This is a genomic window from Pseudomonas sp. NFACC51, from assembly GCF_900103575.1.
GTDB lineage: Bacteria > Pseudomonadota > Gammaproteobacteria > Pseudomonadales > Pseudomonadaceae > Aquipseudomonas > Aquipseudomonas fluorescens_Q.
On sequence record NZ_FMXH01000009.1, the window covers coordinates 274,559 to 289,355 of the forward strand.

A 14,797-nucleotide genomic window follows, 5' to 3' on the forward strand; every position below is an offset into this window, starting at 1 on the left:
CTTATCGGTTTTCAGTGGCGGATGTCAGGGGTAGAGTGAACCTCATTGTCTTTCAACGCATTTGCTTGGAGCGCCCGATGACCCAGTCCACGACCCCCTTCAACCTGCGCAGTGGCCCCGACGCCAACGGCCTGTTCGGTGCGTTCGGTGGCCGCTATGTGGCCGAAACCCTGATGCCGCTGATCCTTGATCTGGCCCGCGAATATGAAGTGGCGAAGGAAGATCCTGCCTTCATTGAGGAATTGGCCTACTTCCAGCGCGATTACGTCGGTCGTCCAAGTCCGCTCTACTTCGCCGAGCGCCTGACCGAATACTGCGGCGGCGCCAAGATCTATCTCAAGCGTGAAGAGCTGAACCACACCGGCGCGCACAAGATCAACAACTGCATCGGCCAGATCCTGCTGGCGCGGCGCATGGGCAAGAAACGCATCATCGCCGAGACCGGCGCCGGCATGCACGGCGTGGCGACCGCCACCGTGGCCGCGCGTTTTGGCCTCGATTGCGTGATCTACATGGGCACCACCGACATCGAGCGCCAGCAGGCCAACGTGTTCCGCATGAAGCTGCTGGGCGCCGAAGTGATCCCGGTGGTCGCGGGTACCGGTACCCTGAAAGATGCAATGAACGAGGCCCTGCGCGACTGGGTCACCAACGTTGACAGCACGTTCTACCTGATCGGCACCGTGGCAGGCCCGCATCCGTATCCGGCGATGGTGCGTGACTTCCAGGCCGTGATCGGCAAGGAAACCCGCGATCAACTGCAAGCCCAGGAAGGTCGCCTGCCGGACAGCCTGGTGGCGTGCATCGGCGGCGGCTCCAACGCCATGGGCCTGTTCCACCCGTTCCTGGACGACAAGAGTGTCGAGATCATCGGCGTTGAAGCCGCCGGTTATGGCATCGAGACCGGTAAGCACGCGGCGAGCCTGAACGGCGGCGTCCCCGGTGTATTGCACGGCAACCGCACCTTCCTGTTGCAGGACGACGACGGTCAGATCATCGACGCCCATTCGATTTCCGCAGGTCTCGACTACCCCGGTATCGGTCCGGAACACGCCTGGTTGCACGACATTGGCCGCGTCCAGTACACCTCGGTGACCGATGCCGAAGCCCTGGAAGCCTTTCACAAATGCTGCCGACTGGAAGGGATCATTCCTGCATTGGAAAGCGCCCATGCCCTGGCAGAAGTGTTCAAGCGCGCACCCAACCTGCCGAAGGATCACCTGATGGTGGTCAACCTGTCCGGCCGTGGCGACAAAGACATGCAAACCGTGATGCATCACATGGAACAGTCCCAGCAGGAGAAACACTGATGAGCCGCCTGCAAACCCGTTTTGCCGAACTCAAGGAACAAAACCGTGCTGCCCTGGTGACGTTCGTCACGGCTGGCGACCCGGACTACGACACGTCGCTGGCAATCCTCAAGGGCCTGCCAGCAGCCGGTGCCGATGTCATCGAGCTGGGCATGCCGTTCACCGACCCGATGGCCGACGGCCCGGCGATCCAGTTGGCGAATATTCGTGCCTTGGGCGCCCAGCAGAACCTGGCGAAAACCCTGCAGATGGTTCGTGAGTTCCGCAAAGACAACAGCGAGACACCACTGGTGCTGATGGGGTACTTCAACCCGATCCACCGTTATGGCGTGCAGCGTTTCATTGGCGAGGCGCTGGAATCCGGCGTGGATGGCCTGATCGTTGTGGACATGCCGCCCGAGCACAACAGTGAACTGTGCGAACCGGCCCAGGCAGCTGGCTTGGATTTCATCCGTCTGACCACGCCAACCACCGACGACGTGCGTTTGCCGACGGTGCTCAACGGCAGTTCGGGCTTTGTATATTACGTGTCGGTGGCGGGTGTGACTGGTGCCGGTGCCGCGACGTTGGAGCACGTGGAAGAAGCCGTGGCGCGCTTGCGTCGCCACACCGATTTGCCGATCAGCATTGGTTTCGGTATTCGTACGCCGGAGCAGGCTGCGGCTATCGCACGATTGGCTGATGGGGTGGTGGTTGGCTCGGCGCTGATCGACCATATCGCCAATGCCGATACGGCGGAACAGGCGATTGATGGCGTGTTGAGTTTGTGTGCCGCCCTGGCTGATGGTGTGCGCAAGGCACGTGTCAGCTGATTGTCGATTCGACCCGCAGCACGAAAAAAGGGGTTCAGAGCTTGGTTCTGAACCCCTTTTTGTTATCGCTTCAAGCAGTGCTCGTCAGGGCAATTCCAACCCGCCCCCGGCCTTGTGCAGTTTGCGCAAATGCTCGCCGATCGCTTTCACATTGGCCTCGCTGGCAGCAATTTCAGCGGCGCGACTCGGCTCAAGCAATGCCCGGACTTCCTTGTCCAGGTCGCCTGTCAGCGTTTGAAGCTGTTTCTGACGCAAGCTGCTTTCCGATTCCAGGCGTTGCCACTCGCTGGGTTGTGGCAAGCCGTAGCCGCTGCTGCCCAGCAGTTCGGCCGGACGGCTCAGGAAGCCGCTGTTGGCGAGGATCTGCTGCAGCGTCGCGTTAGCCCTTTCCATTCCGCCGTTTTGCAATTCACGGGCGCCGAGGTAGCGCTGTTTGACTTCATCCTGCGCCAACAACAATTGCCGGCGATAACTGGCTTGTTCCAGCAGCAACAATGCCGCGCTGGTGCGCAGGTCGGCCTGTTCGAACCAGACGCGGCGTTCGGCGGCATCCAGGGCCAGCCAGTCTTCCACCGTTTGCTGCTTGATCGGCAGATACCTCTTCAGCACATCGAACATCGCCTGGTAGCGCTCGCGGAACGAGTCGAAGCGGTAGCCCAGGCGCAAGGCTTCCTTGGGATCATCCAGCACACTGGTATCCGCCAGGCCCCGGCCCTTGAGGACTTCCAACAAGCCGTTGGGCATGATGCTGTCCAGGCCGTTGAGCTGCGCGTTGTTGCTGCCGCTGCGCAGCAGCTTCAAGCTTTCCACTGCGCAGTTATTGGACAGGAAGTAATAGTTGCCGTCGTAGCTCCAATGCATTTCGGCGGCGTGCTCGACCGTCTCCTCGATCTCGGTGCGCGACAGGTTCAGCGGCACCGACGCCAGGCTGCGCAGCTCGGTCTTGGTGTATTCATCGATCACCTGGGCCAACGGCAATACGAACAGGCGCGACGGGTATTTGCCAACCAGCCCGTCCCAACTCGATAGCTGCACATCGCCGACGAAGGCGCGGTACGACAGCACCAGGTGTTGGTCCAGATCCAGTCGGCAGTCCGGGCCACGTGGGCGACCCGGTGCACAGATCACCAGCCGGAGCATGCTGTGGCCCCAGCGGCTCACCCAGTTCTGGTTGGCTTCGGCCAGCAGGTAATCGATGGCATAGACCCGCTCTGGATCAACTTTGCCCAGTGGGGTCTTGGCGAAGTCATTGCCGGCGTTGAGGAACGCGAACGATTGGGCGCAGGTGTCCTTGGCGGCAGGTGCCCAGCCGAAGTGTGCCTGGTAATAGCGATACAGGGCGGGGCGTCGGCAGGCGTAGCTTGGGTCGAGGAGGAAGTACTCCATGTTGACCGCGACGAACTCCTTGGGGCTGCTCGTTTCATAGAGGTCCGGGCTGCGGGCGACCTGGCGGTTGTGCTGTTCCCGCTCACCGCGCCGGCCAACGTATTGTGGCCAGCCGGCGAGGTCCAGCAAGCGAGGATCATCGCTGAGGGTGAAGCGGCGGTCGTTCTGGCCCCGGCATTCATCGGGAAGGCCGATCAAGCCGGCGCTGCTGTTGCGTCGAGTGCAACGCTGGATCAGCGTACGCTCGGCATCTGGCCATAGACGCGAGCGGTCATAAATGTGGGTCAGTTCGTGCAGGACGGTGGCGAGCATTTCCCGTCGCACGGTGCCGTGGGGGCGATGGGTCTTTTGCCTCGCGGCGCTGCCGTCGACAAGGCTGTCGAGCAGGTTGCTGTTGAGGTCCAGTTGCGACACCAGCGAGGCCTGGCCGTAGGCGTTGGCGGGCATCTGGTCGGTCCAGCCGACATCGATGCGTCGGTCCAGTCGCTCGATGAAGCGCGGCGGCAGCGCCTGCATGGCTTCATCGAGCAGCGCCTGGCTGGCCTGCTGTTGCGCCGGGCTCAGGCCTTCGACGTTGAGGTGCAGTTGCAAGCCGGCCTGGGCCAGGCTGCTCGTGAGCAGCAAGACCCCGGCCGCCAGCCAGGCGGCGAACCGCCTCACAATGCGAGGATGGCTTCGGCGAGAACCTGGTCACTGGCGTCGCGGGCTTCCGGCACGCGGGTGCGCAAGGTGTCGAAGGCGGCCTCGAGATGAGCGCCACGAATTTCACCATTGCTGGCGACAAAACTGGCCGCATCGTCGTGGGCTTCGCGGACGATTTTCGAATCACGGATGGAGGTGGTGGTGTCGGAAGTGAAATCGATCGTGCGCTGGGAAGCGCGAACGATGATGTTACTGGTGGCTACCAGGGTATGTGCCTGGGCCACATCGGCCAACACCAGCAGGCCTAGGGCGGCAGCAATCAGCGGGCTACGCATGGAACGACTCCGGAGAAATAAGGATAACTATTGGACGAGAATTGCCTGTGCCAGTTCAAGGTCGCTGACGTGAAGTTTTGGCTGGGTTCGGCGCAGGTAATCCAAGGCCGATTCCAGTTGTGCACCTCGCAGTTGCCCGTCGCTGGCGACGAATGCCGCGGCGTCATCGTGAGCGGCGACGATCAGTTTATGGTCGAAGGGCGCAGAGGTCACCATGCTCGTGGCATAGCCGCTGACCACCACTTGCTGGGTGGACACATCGAAAGCATGGGCCGGAACAGACCAGCAAAAAACTACGAAGAAAGACGCGATGAACAGATCTGAGTAAAAACGCATGGGGCTCGACGGTTGATGGCGAGCCTGAAGGCTAGCGCAAACCTGCGGGCCAGAGCCAGCGTTGAAACATCGGAACACCATTTGGCGCCCGATGTTTCATGTTGCATCAGATCACCAGGATCGCCTGGGCCAGCTGTGCATCGGTGGCGTTGAGCTGTGGTGCCTGCTGGCGGATGTAGTCCAGGGCACTTTCCAGTTTCACACCACGGATGGCGCCTTCGCTGGCCACGAAGCTGGCAGCGTCGTCACGGGCGGCTTGAACGATCTTGTTGTCACGCAGGGATGAGGTTGCATCGGAGGTCACGTCGGAGGTGGCCTTGAGTGCTCCGACGATGGAGTCGGTGGTGACGATGAAGCTGCTGGCGTTGGAGTGGGCGGCTACGGCCAGCAGGGCAACTGCGCTGAGCAGGCGGAGACGGATCATGAGGAAACTCCTTGAAGGATGGGGTGATACCGGTGCGTGTAGCTGGAAGAGGAGACGCATGCTCGACTCGCTTCGCCACGTTCGCATCGATATTAGGACAGAAAGCGTTGGCTGACAGCCCTTTGCGACGGTCACCGGCAGGATGATGCCCGCATTGGGCGCTACGGTTCAAGCTTAACTGTACTGGTATGTTTTTTGATTGTGCAGAACTGTTGTGTCTTCAGGTCTTCCAAAAAAAACGGGCCCGGAAACGACAAGACCCGTCGCGGTTTCCCGCGACGGGTCTTGTTTGTTCAATTCGGTGCTGGCGGTGGACCCGGTGGGTCAGGGCCAGCGACGCTGAGTTAGCGCCAGAACGGCTTGCTCAGCTCTTCGTAACGTTGTGCTTCGCTGATACCGGCGTCGGCCAGCAGGCGCGAATCCAGACGAGCCAGTTGATGGCGGCTGGCGATGCGGCGCTGCCACAACATCAGGTTAGCGATAACGCGAAGAGGCAGAGAAGCCTGGTTTTTTTCAGCTTTGTCTTCGAAAAACAGCTCGGAACTGAGTGTACGTTCCATGGTTGACATCCTTCCGCTTGTGGCGGGATTAGGTAGTGGTTTAACTGGTGCCCATGATCCTCTCGTTTGGCCAGTCTCTCTAGATACAGTTCACCTGTATTGTGAGAGACCAGTTAACTGTTAAAGAGCGGTGTACTGGTCAATATTGAGGCAACTGTACCTGTCTGCACGTTATTGGTGCGTTTTAGGTGATTGTTTGATGTTTTGTGGGAAAAGACTGTAAGAAAACACCGGTACAGCAGTACAGTTTTTGTTGCATCAGGCTCGAGTGAGGGCCTTCAAGCAAAACTGTATTTGCGATAGCGGTGATCCAGCTGTATCAGACGGCCAACATGCGCCCGGTTTCTTCTAGGTTGACGTGCCAACTCAGTGCATCGCGCAGGATATGCGGGGTGTGCCCACCCAGGGCGCACGCTGCTTCGAAATAATCATTCAACGCTTGGCGGTAGGACGGGTGCACACAATTGTCGATGACCACTCGTGCCCGCTCCCTTGGCGCCAGGCCACGCAGGTCGGCCAGGCCGATCTCGGTCACCAGGATGTCGACATCGTGCTCGGTATGGTCCACATGGCTGACCATCGGCACGACACTGGAAATGGCGCCGCCCTTGGCAATCGACTTGGTCACGAAAATCGCCAAGTGGGCGTTGCGGGCGAAATCCCCCGAACCGCCAATGCCGTTCATCATCCGAGTGCCGCAGATGTGGGTGGAGTTGACGTTGCCGTACAGGTCGAACTCCAGCGCGGTGTTGATACCGATGATGCCCAGGCGGCGTACGACCTCGGGATGGTTGGAGATCTCCTGTGGGCGCAGGACCAGTTTGTCCTTGTACCTTTCCAGATTTCCGAATACATCGGCGTTGCGTCGACTCGACAGCGTGATAGAGCTGCCGGAGGCGAAGCTCAGCTTGCCAGCGTCGATCAAGTCAAATGTCGAGTCCTGCAGGACCTCGGAATACATGGTCAGGTCTTCGAACGGGGAATCGATCAGCCCGCACATCACGGCGTTGGCGATGTTGCCAATCCCGGCCTGCAACGGCCCGAGCTTGTTGGTCATGCGCCCGGCCGCAACTTCCTGCTTGAAGAAGTCGATCAGATGATCGGCGATGGCCTGGGTGTCGCTGTCCGGTGACGCGACGGTGGAAGGCGAGTCCCCTTGGTTGGTGATGACAATGGCGGCAATTTTTTCCGGCGGGATCGGGATGGCAGGGCTTCCAATGCGATCGTCGACCTTCACCAGGGGGATGGGGGTGCGGGTCGGGCGATAAGTCGGGATATAGATGTCGTGCAGCCCTTCCAGGTTCGGGTTGTGGGCCATGTTGATCTCGATGATCACTTGCCGGGCGAAGATGGCGAAACTGGCCGAATTACCTACCGATGTGGTCGGTACGATATGCCCTTGCTCGGTGATGGCCACCGCTTCGATCACGGCAATGTCGGGCAGCTTGAGCTGGCCGTTGCGCAGTTGTTCAACGGTTTCCGAGAGATGCTGGTCGATGAACATCACCTCGCCTGCGTTGATCGCTTTGCGCAACGTGCTGTCGACCTGGAATGGCATGCGCCGCGCCAGCACGCCGGCCTCGGTGAGTTCCTTGTCGAGGTCGTTACCCAGGCTCGCGCCCGTCATCAGGCTGATTTTCAGCGGAGTGACCTTGGCGCGCTCAGCCAGGGCGTGGGGCACTGCTTTCGCTTCTCCGGCGCGGGTAAAGCCGCTCATGCCGACGGTCATGCCGTCCTGAATCAACAAGGCTGCTTCGGCAGCACTCATCACTTTATTCAATAACGAAGGCAAGCGGATGCGATCACGGTACATAGGTTGTTATCTCGGGCTGGAAAGCAAGATGCGCAGTCTAGTGAATTCGCGCGGTGCCCGACCCGCTACAAAGGTCGCATTTAAGGCCTCTATTACGGGCGTTTCAGGCAAAACATTATTACCGGATCGGTAACGTTCGGCCTTGATACAAATCAAAACGCCCCGACGAGTCGGGGCGTTGATGGCGAAGCCGTGAGCGTTATTCCACTGCTTTGACCATGTCTTCGATGACTTTCTTGGCGTCACCGAACACCATCATGGTCTTGTCGAGATAGAACAGCTCGTTGTCCAGGCCCGCATAGCCGCTGGCCATCGAGCGCTTGTTGACGATGATGGTCTTGGCCTTGAAGGCCTCGAGGATCGGCATGCCGGCAATCGGCGACTTCGGATCGTTCTTCGCCGCCGGGTTGACCACGTCGTTGGCGCCGAGCACCAGCACCACGTCGGCCTGGCCGAACTCGGAGTTGATGTCTTCCATCTCGAACACTTGGTCGTAAGGCACTTCGGCCTCGGCCAGCAAGACGTTCATGTGCCCGGGCATGCGACCAGCCACCGGGTGGATCGCGTATTTGACGGTTACGCCGTGGTGGGTCAGCTTCTCGGTCAGTTCTTTCAACGCGTGCTGCGCCCGGGCCACCGCCAGGCCGTAGCCCGGCACGATGATCACCGTGTCGGCGTTGGTCAGCAGGAAGGTCGCGTCGTCAGCCGAGCCGGATTTCACTGGGCGGGCTTCTTTGGAGCCTGCCGGGCCAGCAGCATCTGCGGTGTTGCCGAAACCGCCGAGCAACACATTGAAGAACGAACGGTTCATCGCCTTGCACATGATGTACGACAGGATCGCACCGCTCGAACCCACCAGCGAACCGGCGATGATCAGCATCGAGTTGTTCAGCGAGAAGCCAATGCCCGCTGCGGCCCAACCGGAATAACTGTTGAGCATCGAGACCACAACCGGCATGTCCGCGCCGCCGATCGGGATGATGATCAGCACGCCCAGAACAAACGCCAGGGCCAGCATCAAGGCGAACGCGCCGAGGTTGCCGGTGAACATGAACATCAGGCCCAGGCCCAGCGTGGCAAGGCCCAGGATCAGGTTGAGCTTGTGCTGGCCACCAAACTGTACCGGTGCGCCCTGGAACAGGCGGAACTTGTACTTGCCCGAGAGCTTGCCGAACGCGATCACCGAACCGGAGAAGGTGATTGCACCAATGGCTGCGCCGAGGAACAGCTCCAGACGGTTACCGGCGGGGATCGAATCACCCAGCTGCTTGACGATACCCAGGGACTGCGGCTCGACGACGGCGGCGATGGCAATGAACACCGCCGCCAGGCCGATCATGCTGTGCATGAACGCCACCAGCTCCGGCATCTTGGTCATCTCGACGCGCTTGGCCATGATCGAGCCCGCGGTGCCGCCGATCAGCAGGCCGACGATGACGTAGCCGATGCCGGCAGTCGCCAGCTCAGCACCGAGCTTATAGATAAGGCCCACAGTGGTGAGCACCGCCAGCGCCATGCCGAGCATGCCGAACAGGTTGCCACGGCGAGAGGTGGTGGGGTGGGACAGGCCTTTGAGGGCCTGGATGAAGCAGATTGACGCGATCAGGTAGAGCGTCGTTACCAGGTTCATGCTCATTACTTGGGCGCCTCTTCTTTTACGGCTTTCGGGGCTTTTTTCTTGAACATCTCGAGCATGCGGCGCGTCACGAGGAAGCCACCGAAGACGTTCACCGCGGCCAGGGCCACGGCGAGGGTGCCCATGGTCTTGCCCAGAGGCGTTACGGTCAGTGCGGCAGCGAGCATGGCGCCGACGATCACGATCGCCGAAATGGCGTTGGTCACCGCCATCAACGGCGTGTGCAGTGCAGGTGTCACGTTCCAGACCACGTGGTAACCGACATAAATCGCCAGCACAAAGATGATCAGGTTGTAGATACCGGGGGAGATAAGCTCTTCCATTGTCTGAATCCCTGCTTAGGCGTTTTTACGGATGACTTGGCCGTCGCGGCACATCAGGCACGCGGCAACAATGTCGTCTTCCAGGTTCACGTCGAACTGACCTTCCTTGGTGAAGACCAGCTTCAGGAAGTCCAGCAGGTTACGGGCGTACAGCGCCGAAGCGTCGGCCGCGACTTCACCGGCCAGGTTGGTCGGGCCGCAAATGGTCACGCCATTCTCGATCACGACCTGGTCGGCCACGGTCAGCGGGCAGTTACCGCCCTGGGCTGCCGCGAGGTCGATGACCACCGAGCCAGGTTTCATCTGCGCGACGGTTTCGGCACTCAGCAGCGTCGGTGCCTTGCGGCCCGGAATCAGTGCGGTGGTGATGACGATATCCGCCTGCTTGGCGCGCTCGTGCACCGCTTGGGCCTGGCGCTGCATCCAGCTGGCCGGCATGGGCCGGGCGTAACCACCGACGCCGACGGCGCATTCACGCTCTTCGTCGGTTTCGTAAGGCACATCGACGAATTTGGCGCCGAGGGATTCGATTTGTTCCTTGACCGCCGGACGCACATCCGAAGCCTCGATCACTGCGCCCAGGCGCTTGGCGGTGGCAATCGCCTGCAACCCCGCCACGCCCGCGCCGAGAATCAGCACGCGCGCCGCTTTCACGGTGCCCGCTGCCGTCATCAGCATCGGCATGAAGCGCGGATAGTGATGAGCGGCGAGCAGCACGGCCTTGTAGCCGGCAATGTTCGCTTGAGACGACAGCACATCCAGGCTTTGGGCACGGGAGGTACGTGGCGCAGCCTCAAGGGCGAAAGCGGTAATGCCGCGTTCGGCCAGCTTGGCGATGGTTTCGTTGTTGAACGGATTGAGCATGCCCACCAGAACGGTGCCGCTCTTGATCAGCGTCAGTTCGCTGTCGCTGGGGGCCACCACCTTGAGGATCAGTTCGGCCCCGAATGCATCACTGGCGCTGCCAATGGTTGCGCCCGCCGCCTCATAGGCACTGTCAATTACGCTGGCCTTGATACCGGCGCCGCTTTGGACAGTGACTTTATGGCCTTGGCCGATCAACTTCTTGATGGTTTCCGGGGTAGCAGCAACCCGTGTTTCACCCGTTTGGGTTTCGAGGGGAACACCAATGTGCACGTCAAATCTCCTGCGTGATCTTATTGAGTAAACCCAGGCACTTCGGATGGTGCGGCTGGGGCGGCCGATCAGCACGATCCCGCCAAACTAGGCGGGGCGCGGCATTTTGCAGGCGAAAATTCAGCCCTTCAAGGGATTATGACGGGTGACGGAAAATTAACTACAAGTCACCCTGTGACCGAATGTCGCAATTATCGAACGGCAGCCCTTGTGGGCCGTGCTTTCCAAGGATTCAGGTTCAAATTGACAATTTTTCCCATCGGCCAGATGAATAAGCGCTGATGCATTGCGCGATATGGCTCCAGGCCATGTATTTAGACGCTTTGGAGACTACTGCACGGGGTCGGTAACAGATTGACTGAATGCGACATAAACTTATATCTGTAGCGACCTCTGTTAGTTTACTACCTAAGTCTGTTTTTGTTTTTTTATTAATAATCAATAAGATAGCCGTTGGCTTGTTTCACGAGCCAGTCACGAAAAGCCCGAAGGGAGGCGGATTCGACCTTTCGCTCCGGAATCATCAGGTAATAGGCCTTGATGCTCGACAGCGCGTTACGGTTGGCCACGACCAGTCGTTTCTCTGCCAGTTCGCGTTGAATCAAAAAGGGCGGAATCAGCGCGATACCCATGTCGTGCATAGCCGCTTGGGCGAGCATGGAGAATAGTTCATAACGCGGCCCTGTCAGGTCTCGCGCAATATTCAGGTTCTGGGCGTTGAACCACTGGCGCCACGCATACGGGCGAGTCGTCTGCTGGAGCAAGGGCAATTCGGCGATGGCCTCTGGTGTCAGGCTCGTCCGGCCTCCCAGTAAGGTAGGGCTGCATACCGGCATCGGATTTTCGCCCATCAGCTTGTGGGATTCGGTGCCGGACCAGTCCGCATCACCAAAATAGATAGCGGCGTCAAACTCTGTGTCCGCAAAGAGAAAGGGCCGTGTGCGGTTGGTCAGGTTGACGGTGACTTCCGGATGCTGCTGCTGGAAATCCTTGAGGCGTGGTAGCAGCCATTGAGTGCCGAAAGTTGGCACCACGGCCAGTTCGATCACGTTCGCACCGGTATGCCCCATCACCGAAAGAGCGTCGCGCTCGACGGCATCCAGTTGGGTGGCAACTCGACGGCTGTAGGAAAGGCCGGCTTCGGTCAGTTTGACGCCTCGACGTGAGCGTCGGAAAAGCTCCACGCTGAGGAAGTCTTCCAGGCTGGCGATTTGTCGGCAGATAGCGCCTTGGGTAAGAGAAAGCTCGTGCGCCGCCTTGGTGAAGCTCTCATGACGTGCGGCAGCCTCGAAACTGATCAGGGCGGTGGTGCTGGGGATTTTACGGCGCATGTACACAAGCCTCACTCAATATCGACATAAACGGGGTTTATGGCGTTTACGGAGTGAGAAATTAGCACAAGATAGTGCGCAATCCTCGTTTGCCCTTGTAGGAAAGCGCGCCTAGGATCAATCCACGATTTTCATCTAATTGGCGAGGACTCTTTCATGGCCGGTAAAGCGAGCTTCAACTGGATCGATCCATTGTTGCTGGATCAGCAGCTCACCGAAGAAGAACGCATGATCCGCGACACTGCCGAGCAGTTCGCCCAGCAAAAGCTCGCGCCGCGGGTGCTGGAAGCGTTCCGCCATGAGAAGACCGACCCGGCGATCTTCCGCGAGATGGGTGAAGTGGGCCTGCTGGGGGCAACCATTCCTGAACAGTACGGCGGCAGTGGGCTGAACTACGTCAGCTATGGCCTGATCGCTCGCGAAGTCGAGCGCGTCGATTCCGGTTATCGCTCAATGATGAGCGTGCAGTCTTCGCTGGTCATGGTGCCGATCAATGAATTCGGTACCGAAGCGCAAAAACAGAAGTATCTGCCAAAGCTGGCGTCTGGTGAATGGATCGGTTGCTTTGGTCTGACCGAGCCGAACCATGGTTCCGACCCGGGTGCGATGATTACTCGTGCGCGCAAAGTGGAAGGCGGCTACAGCCTGACGGGTAGCAAAATGTGGATCACCAACAGTCCGATCGCCGATGTGTTTGTCGTCTGGGGTAAGGATGACGCTGGCGATATCCGCGGCTTCGTTCTCGAAAAGGGCTGGAAGGGTCTGAGTGCACCGGCTATTCATGGCAAGGTCGGCCTGCGCGCCTCCATCACTGGCGAAATCGTCATGGACAACGTATTCGTTCCGGAAGAGAACATTTTTCCCGATGTCCGCGGCCTGAAGGGCCCGTTTACCTGCCTGAACTCGGCGCGTTATGGCATCTCCTGGGGGGCTTTGGGGGCAGCTGAGTTCTGCTGGCATACCGCTCGCCAGTACACGCTGGACCGACAGCAGTTTGGGCGTCCTCTGGCTGCCAATCAGTTGATCCAGAAGAAACTGGCCGACATGCAGACCGAAATCACCCTGGCCTTGCAGGGATGCTTGCGCCTGGGGCGTATGAAAGATGAAGGCACGGCGGCGGTCGAGATCACCTCGATCATGAAGCGCAACTCCTGCGGCAAGTCCCTGGATATCGCTCGCATGGCGAGGGACATGCTGGGTGGCAACGGTATTTCCGATGAGTTCGGCATTGCTCGTCATCTCGTGAACCTGGAAGTCGTAAACACCTATGAAGGTACCCACGACGTTCATGCGCTGATCCTGGGGCGTGCGCAAACCGGTATCCAGGCGTTCTATTAATAGGAGAACGGTCATGGGCGCGCTTTCACATCTGCGGGTATTGGATTTATCGAGAGTCCTGGCCGGGCCGTGGGCCGGACAGATCCTGGCGGACCTGGGGGCTGATGTCATCAAGGTCGAGCGTCCCGGCAATGGTGACGATACGCGCGCCTGGGGGCCGCCCTTCCTTAAGGATGCCCGAGGCGAGAACACGACCGAGGCTGCTTATTATCTGTCGGCCAATCGCAACAAACAGTCGGTGACCATCGATTTCACGCGTCCAGAAGGGCAGCGGCTGGTGCGAGAGCTGGCGGCTAAGTCCGATATCCTGATCGAAAACTTCAAAGTTGGCGGGCTGGCGGCTTATGGTCTGGACTACGAGTCGCTAAAGGCGATCAATCCGCAATTGATCTATTGCTCAATCACTGGGTTTGGCCAGACGGGCCCTTATGCCAAGCGTGCCGGGTATGACTTCATGATTCAGGGGTTGGGGGGCTTGATGAGCCTGACCGGCCGCCCAGAGGGCGATGAGGGGGCGGGGCCGGTGAAGGTGGGAGTCGCGCTGACGGATATCCTCACGGGGCTGTATTCGACTGCTGCTATTTTGGCGGCGCTGGCTCATCGGGATCATGCCGGCGGCGGCCAGCACATCGATATGGCCTTGCTGGATGTCCAAGTGGCTTGCCTGGCCAATCAGGCGATGAATTACCTGACCACAGGTCATGCGCCGAAGCGGTTGGGCAATGCTCATCCGAACATCGTGCCCTATCAGGATTTTCCTACGGCCGATGGCGATTTCATCCTTACGGTGGGTAACGACGGCCAGTTCCGAAAATTCGCTGAGGTTGCAGGTCAGCCGCAGTGGGCCGACGATCCGCGTTTTGCCACAAACAAGCTGCGGGTGGCGAATCGGGCGGTGTTGATTCCGTTGATTCGCCAGGCGACGGTGTTCAAGACTACCGCCGAGTGGGTGGCTCAGTTGGAGCAGGCGGGTGTGCCGTGTGGGCCAATCAACGATCTGGCCCAGGTGTTTGCCGATCCTCAGGTGCAGGCGCGTGGATTGGCGATGGAATTGCCTCACGTATTGGCTGGGAGCGTGCCGCAGGTGGCCAGTCCGATTCGACTCTCCGAGACGCCGGTGGAATATCGCAATGCGCCCCCTTTATTAGGGGAGCATACGCTGGAGGTCTTGCAGCGAGTGTTGGGGTTGGACGAAGTCGCGGTGACGGCGTTCAGAGAGGCGGGGGTTCTATGAGTCTTCTCTTCTATATAGAGGACGATTCATAAGGGCGAAAGCAGTGGGTTTGCCAGTGTTGCGCAACTTATTGATAGAAAAGCGAAATTAAGGGTTGACGGCAGATTCTGGAAGTCTATAATTCGCCCCACTTCCGGCGCAGTCGAAACGGAAAACTCCTTGAGATTCAATGAGTTAAGT

14 protein-coding genes are annotated in these 14,797 nt (G+C 59.4%); 4 read left to right on the forward strand and 10 right to left on the reverse strand.

Going from position 1 to position 14,797, the window contains the following annotated elements; translation table 11 throughout:
• Positions 1 to 77: 77 nt before the first annotated feature.
• On the forward strand, positions 78 to 1,310 hold the full coding sequence (gene trpB / locus BLT00_RS19720; protein WP_092150691.1) for a tryptophan synthase subunit beta: 1,233 nt from the start codon (positions 78 to 80) through the stop codon (positions 1,308 to 1,310).
• Positions 1,310 to 2,122 carry a tryptophan synthase subunit alpha gene (gene trpA, locus BLT00_RS19725; RefSeq protein WP_063323533.1) on the forward strand — a complete coding sequence of 271 codons (813 nt, stop codon included), beginning with the start codon at positions 1,310 to 1,312 and terminating at the stop codon, positions 2,120 to 2,122. The genes trpB and trpA overlap by 1 nt, the downstream gene beginning before the upstream one ends.
• A gap of 84 nt (positions 2,123 to 2,206) precedes the next feature.
• Here the strand turns inward: trpA and BLT00_RS19730 are convergent, their stop codons facing one another.
• The 10 genes from BLT00_RS19730 to BLT00_RS19775 form a co-directional block, all read right to left on the reverse strand.
• On the reverse strand, positions 2,207 to 4,168 hold the full coding sequence (locus BLT00_RS19730) for a DUF7844 domain-containing protein (protein ID WP_092150694.1): 1,962 nt from the start codon (positions 4,166 to 4,168) through the stop codon (positions 2,207 to 2,209).
• Entirely contained in the window at positions 4,165 to 4,485 is a 321-nt protein-coding gene (locus BLT00_RS19735) for a DUF2388 domain-containing protein (RefSeq protein ID WP_003187020.1), read from the reverse strand. The genes BLT00_RS19730 and BLT00_RS19735 overlap by 4 nt, the downstream gene beginning before the upstream one ends.
• Positions 4,486 to 4,512: 27 nt before the next feature.
• Positions 4,513 to 4,821 (reverse strand): DUF2388 domain-containing protein, encoded by a 309-nt coding sequence (locus BLT00_RS19740; RefSeq protein ID WP_063323531.1) that lies wholly within the window; start codon positions 4,819 to 4,821, stop codon positions 4,513 to 4,515.
• A 106-nt stretch (positions 4,822 to 4,927) separates the two neighbouring features.
• Positions 4,928 to 5,245, reverse strand: a complete 318-nt coding sequence (locus BLT00_RS19745; protein ID WP_003196441.1) for a DUF2388 domain-containing protein — start codon at positions 5,243 to 5,245, stop codon at positions 4,928 to 4,930.
• A 344-nt stretch (positions 5,246 to 5,589) separates the two neighbouring features.
• A complete protein-coding gene (locus tag BLT00_RS19750; RefSeq protein WP_003187014.1) occupies positions 5,590 to 5,805 on the reverse strand; it encodes a DUF1127 domain-containing protein in 216 nt (71 codons plus the stop codon).
• A gap of 319 nt (positions 5,806 to 6,124) precedes the next feature.
• Positions 6,125 to 7,618, reverse strand: a complete 1,494-nt coding sequence (locus BLT00_RS19755; protein WP_003196443.1) for an acetyl-CoA hydrolase/transferase family protein — start codon at positions 7,616 to 7,618, stop codon at positions 6,125 to 6,127.
• A 199-nt stretch (positions 7,619 to 7,817) separates the two neighbouring features.
• Complete coding sequence (locus tag BLT00_RS19760; protein ID WP_063323529.1) at positions 7,818 to 9,254, reverse strand: NAD(P)(+) transhydrogenase (Re/Si-specific) subunit beta; 1,437 nt, start codon at positions 9,252 to 9,254, stop codon at positions 7,818 to 7,820.
• Positions 9,254 to 9,577, reverse strand: coding sequence for an NAD(P) transhydrogenase subunit alpha part 2 (locus BLT00_RS19765; protein ID WP_003187010.1), 324 nt, complete (start codon positions 9,575 to 9,577; stop codon positions 9,254 to 9,256). Before BLT00_RS19765 ends, BLT00_RS19760 begins: the two co-directional genes overlap by 1 nt.
• 15 nt (positions 9,578 to 9,592) lie before the next feature.
• Positions 9,593 to 10,714 carry a Re/Si-specific NAD(P)(+) transhydrogenase subunit alpha gene (locus tag BLT00_RS19770; RefSeq protein WP_047230082.1) on the reverse strand — a complete coding sequence of 374 codons (1,122 nt, stop codon included), beginning with the start codon at positions 10,712 to 10,714 and terminating at the stop codon, positions 9,593 to 9,595.
• Positions 10,715 to 11,145: 431 nt separating this feature from the next.
• Positions 11,146 to 12,045 carry a LysR family transcriptional regulator gene (locus BLT00_RS19775; RefSeq protein ID WP_063323528.1) on the reverse strand — a complete coding sequence of 300 codons (900 nt, stop codon included), beginning with the start codon at positions 12,043 to 12,045 and terminating at the stop codon, positions 11,146 to 11,148.
• A gap of 156 nt (positions 12,046 to 12,201) precedes the next feature.
• Between BLT00_RS19775 and BLT00_RS19780 the strand changes: the two genes are divergently transcribed.
• Both BLT00_RS19780 and BLT00_RS19785 read left to right on the forward strand, forming a co-directional pair.
• On the forward strand, positions 12,202 to 13,383 hold the full coding sequence (locus BLT00_RS19780) for an acyl-CoA dehydrogenase (RefSeq protein WP_014335919.1): 1,182 nt from the start codon (positions 12,202 to 12,204) through the stop codon (positions 13,381 to 13,383).
• A 13-nt stretch (positions 13,384 to 13,396) separates the two neighbouring features.
• Complete coding sequence (locus BLT00_RS19785; RefSeq protein WP_092150697.1) at positions 13,397 to 14,617, forward strand: CaiB/BaiF CoA transferase family protein; 1,221 nt, start codon at positions 13,397 to 13,399, stop codon at positions 14,615 to 14,617.
• The last annotated feature ends 180 nt before the right edge of the window (positions 14,618 to 14,797 follow it).

What these genes read in the sequence shown, in the direction of transcription:
- BLT00_RS19775 (WP_063323528.1), bottom strand. Translation starts at nt 12,045, where the DNA reads ATGCGCCGTAAAATCCCCAGCACCACCGCCCTGATCAGTTTCGAGGCT.
- BLT00_RS19755 (WP_003196443.1), bottom strand. Translation starts at nt 7,618, where the DNA reads ATGTACCGTGATCGCATCCGCTTGCCTTCGTTATTGAATAAAGTGATG.
- BLT00_RS19760 (WP_063323529.1), bottom strand. Translation starts at nt 9,254, where the DNA reads ATGAGCATGAACCTGGTAACGACGCTCTACCTGATCGCGTCAATCTGC.
- BLT00_RS19785 (WP_092150697.1), top strand. Translation starts at nt 13,397, where the DNA reads ATGGGCGCGCTTTCACATCTGCGGGTATTGGATTTATCGAGAGTCCTG.
- BLT00_RS19750 (WP_003187014.1), bottom strand. Translation starts at nt 5,805, where the DNA reads ATGGAACGTACACTCAGTTCCGAGCTGTTTTTCGAAGACAAAGCTGAA.
- BLT00_RS19745 (WP_003196441.1), bottom strand. Translation starts at nt 5,245, where the DNA reads ATGATCCGTCTCCGCCTGCTCAGCGCAGTTGCCCTGCTGGCCGTAGCC.
- trpA (WP_063323533.1), top strand. Translation starts at nt 1,310, where the DNA reads ATGAGCCGCCTGCAAACCCGTTTTGCCGAACTCAAGGAACAAAACCGT.
- BLT00_RS19735 (WP_003187020.1), bottom strand. Translation starts at nt 4,485, where the DNA reads ATGCGTAGCCCGCTGATTGCTGCCGCCCTAGGCCTGCTGGTGTTGGCC.
- BLT00_RS19780 (WP_014335919.1), top strand. Translation starts at nt 12,202, where the DNA reads ATGGCCGGTAAAGCGAGCTTCAACTGGATCGATCCATTGTTGCTGGAT.
- trpB (WP_092150691.1), top strand. Translation starts at nt 78, where the DNA reads ATGACCCAGTCCACGACCCCCTTCAACCTGCGCAGTGGCCCCGACGCC.
- BLT00_RS19740 (WP_063323531.1), bottom strand. Translation starts at nt 4,821, where the DNA reads ATGCGTTTTTACTCAGATCTGTTCATCGCGTCTTTCTTCGTAGTTTTT.
- BLT00_RS19765 (WP_003187010.1), bottom strand. Translation starts at nt 9,577, where the DNA reads ATGGAAGAGCTTATCTCCCCCGGTATCTACAACCTGATCATCTTTGTG.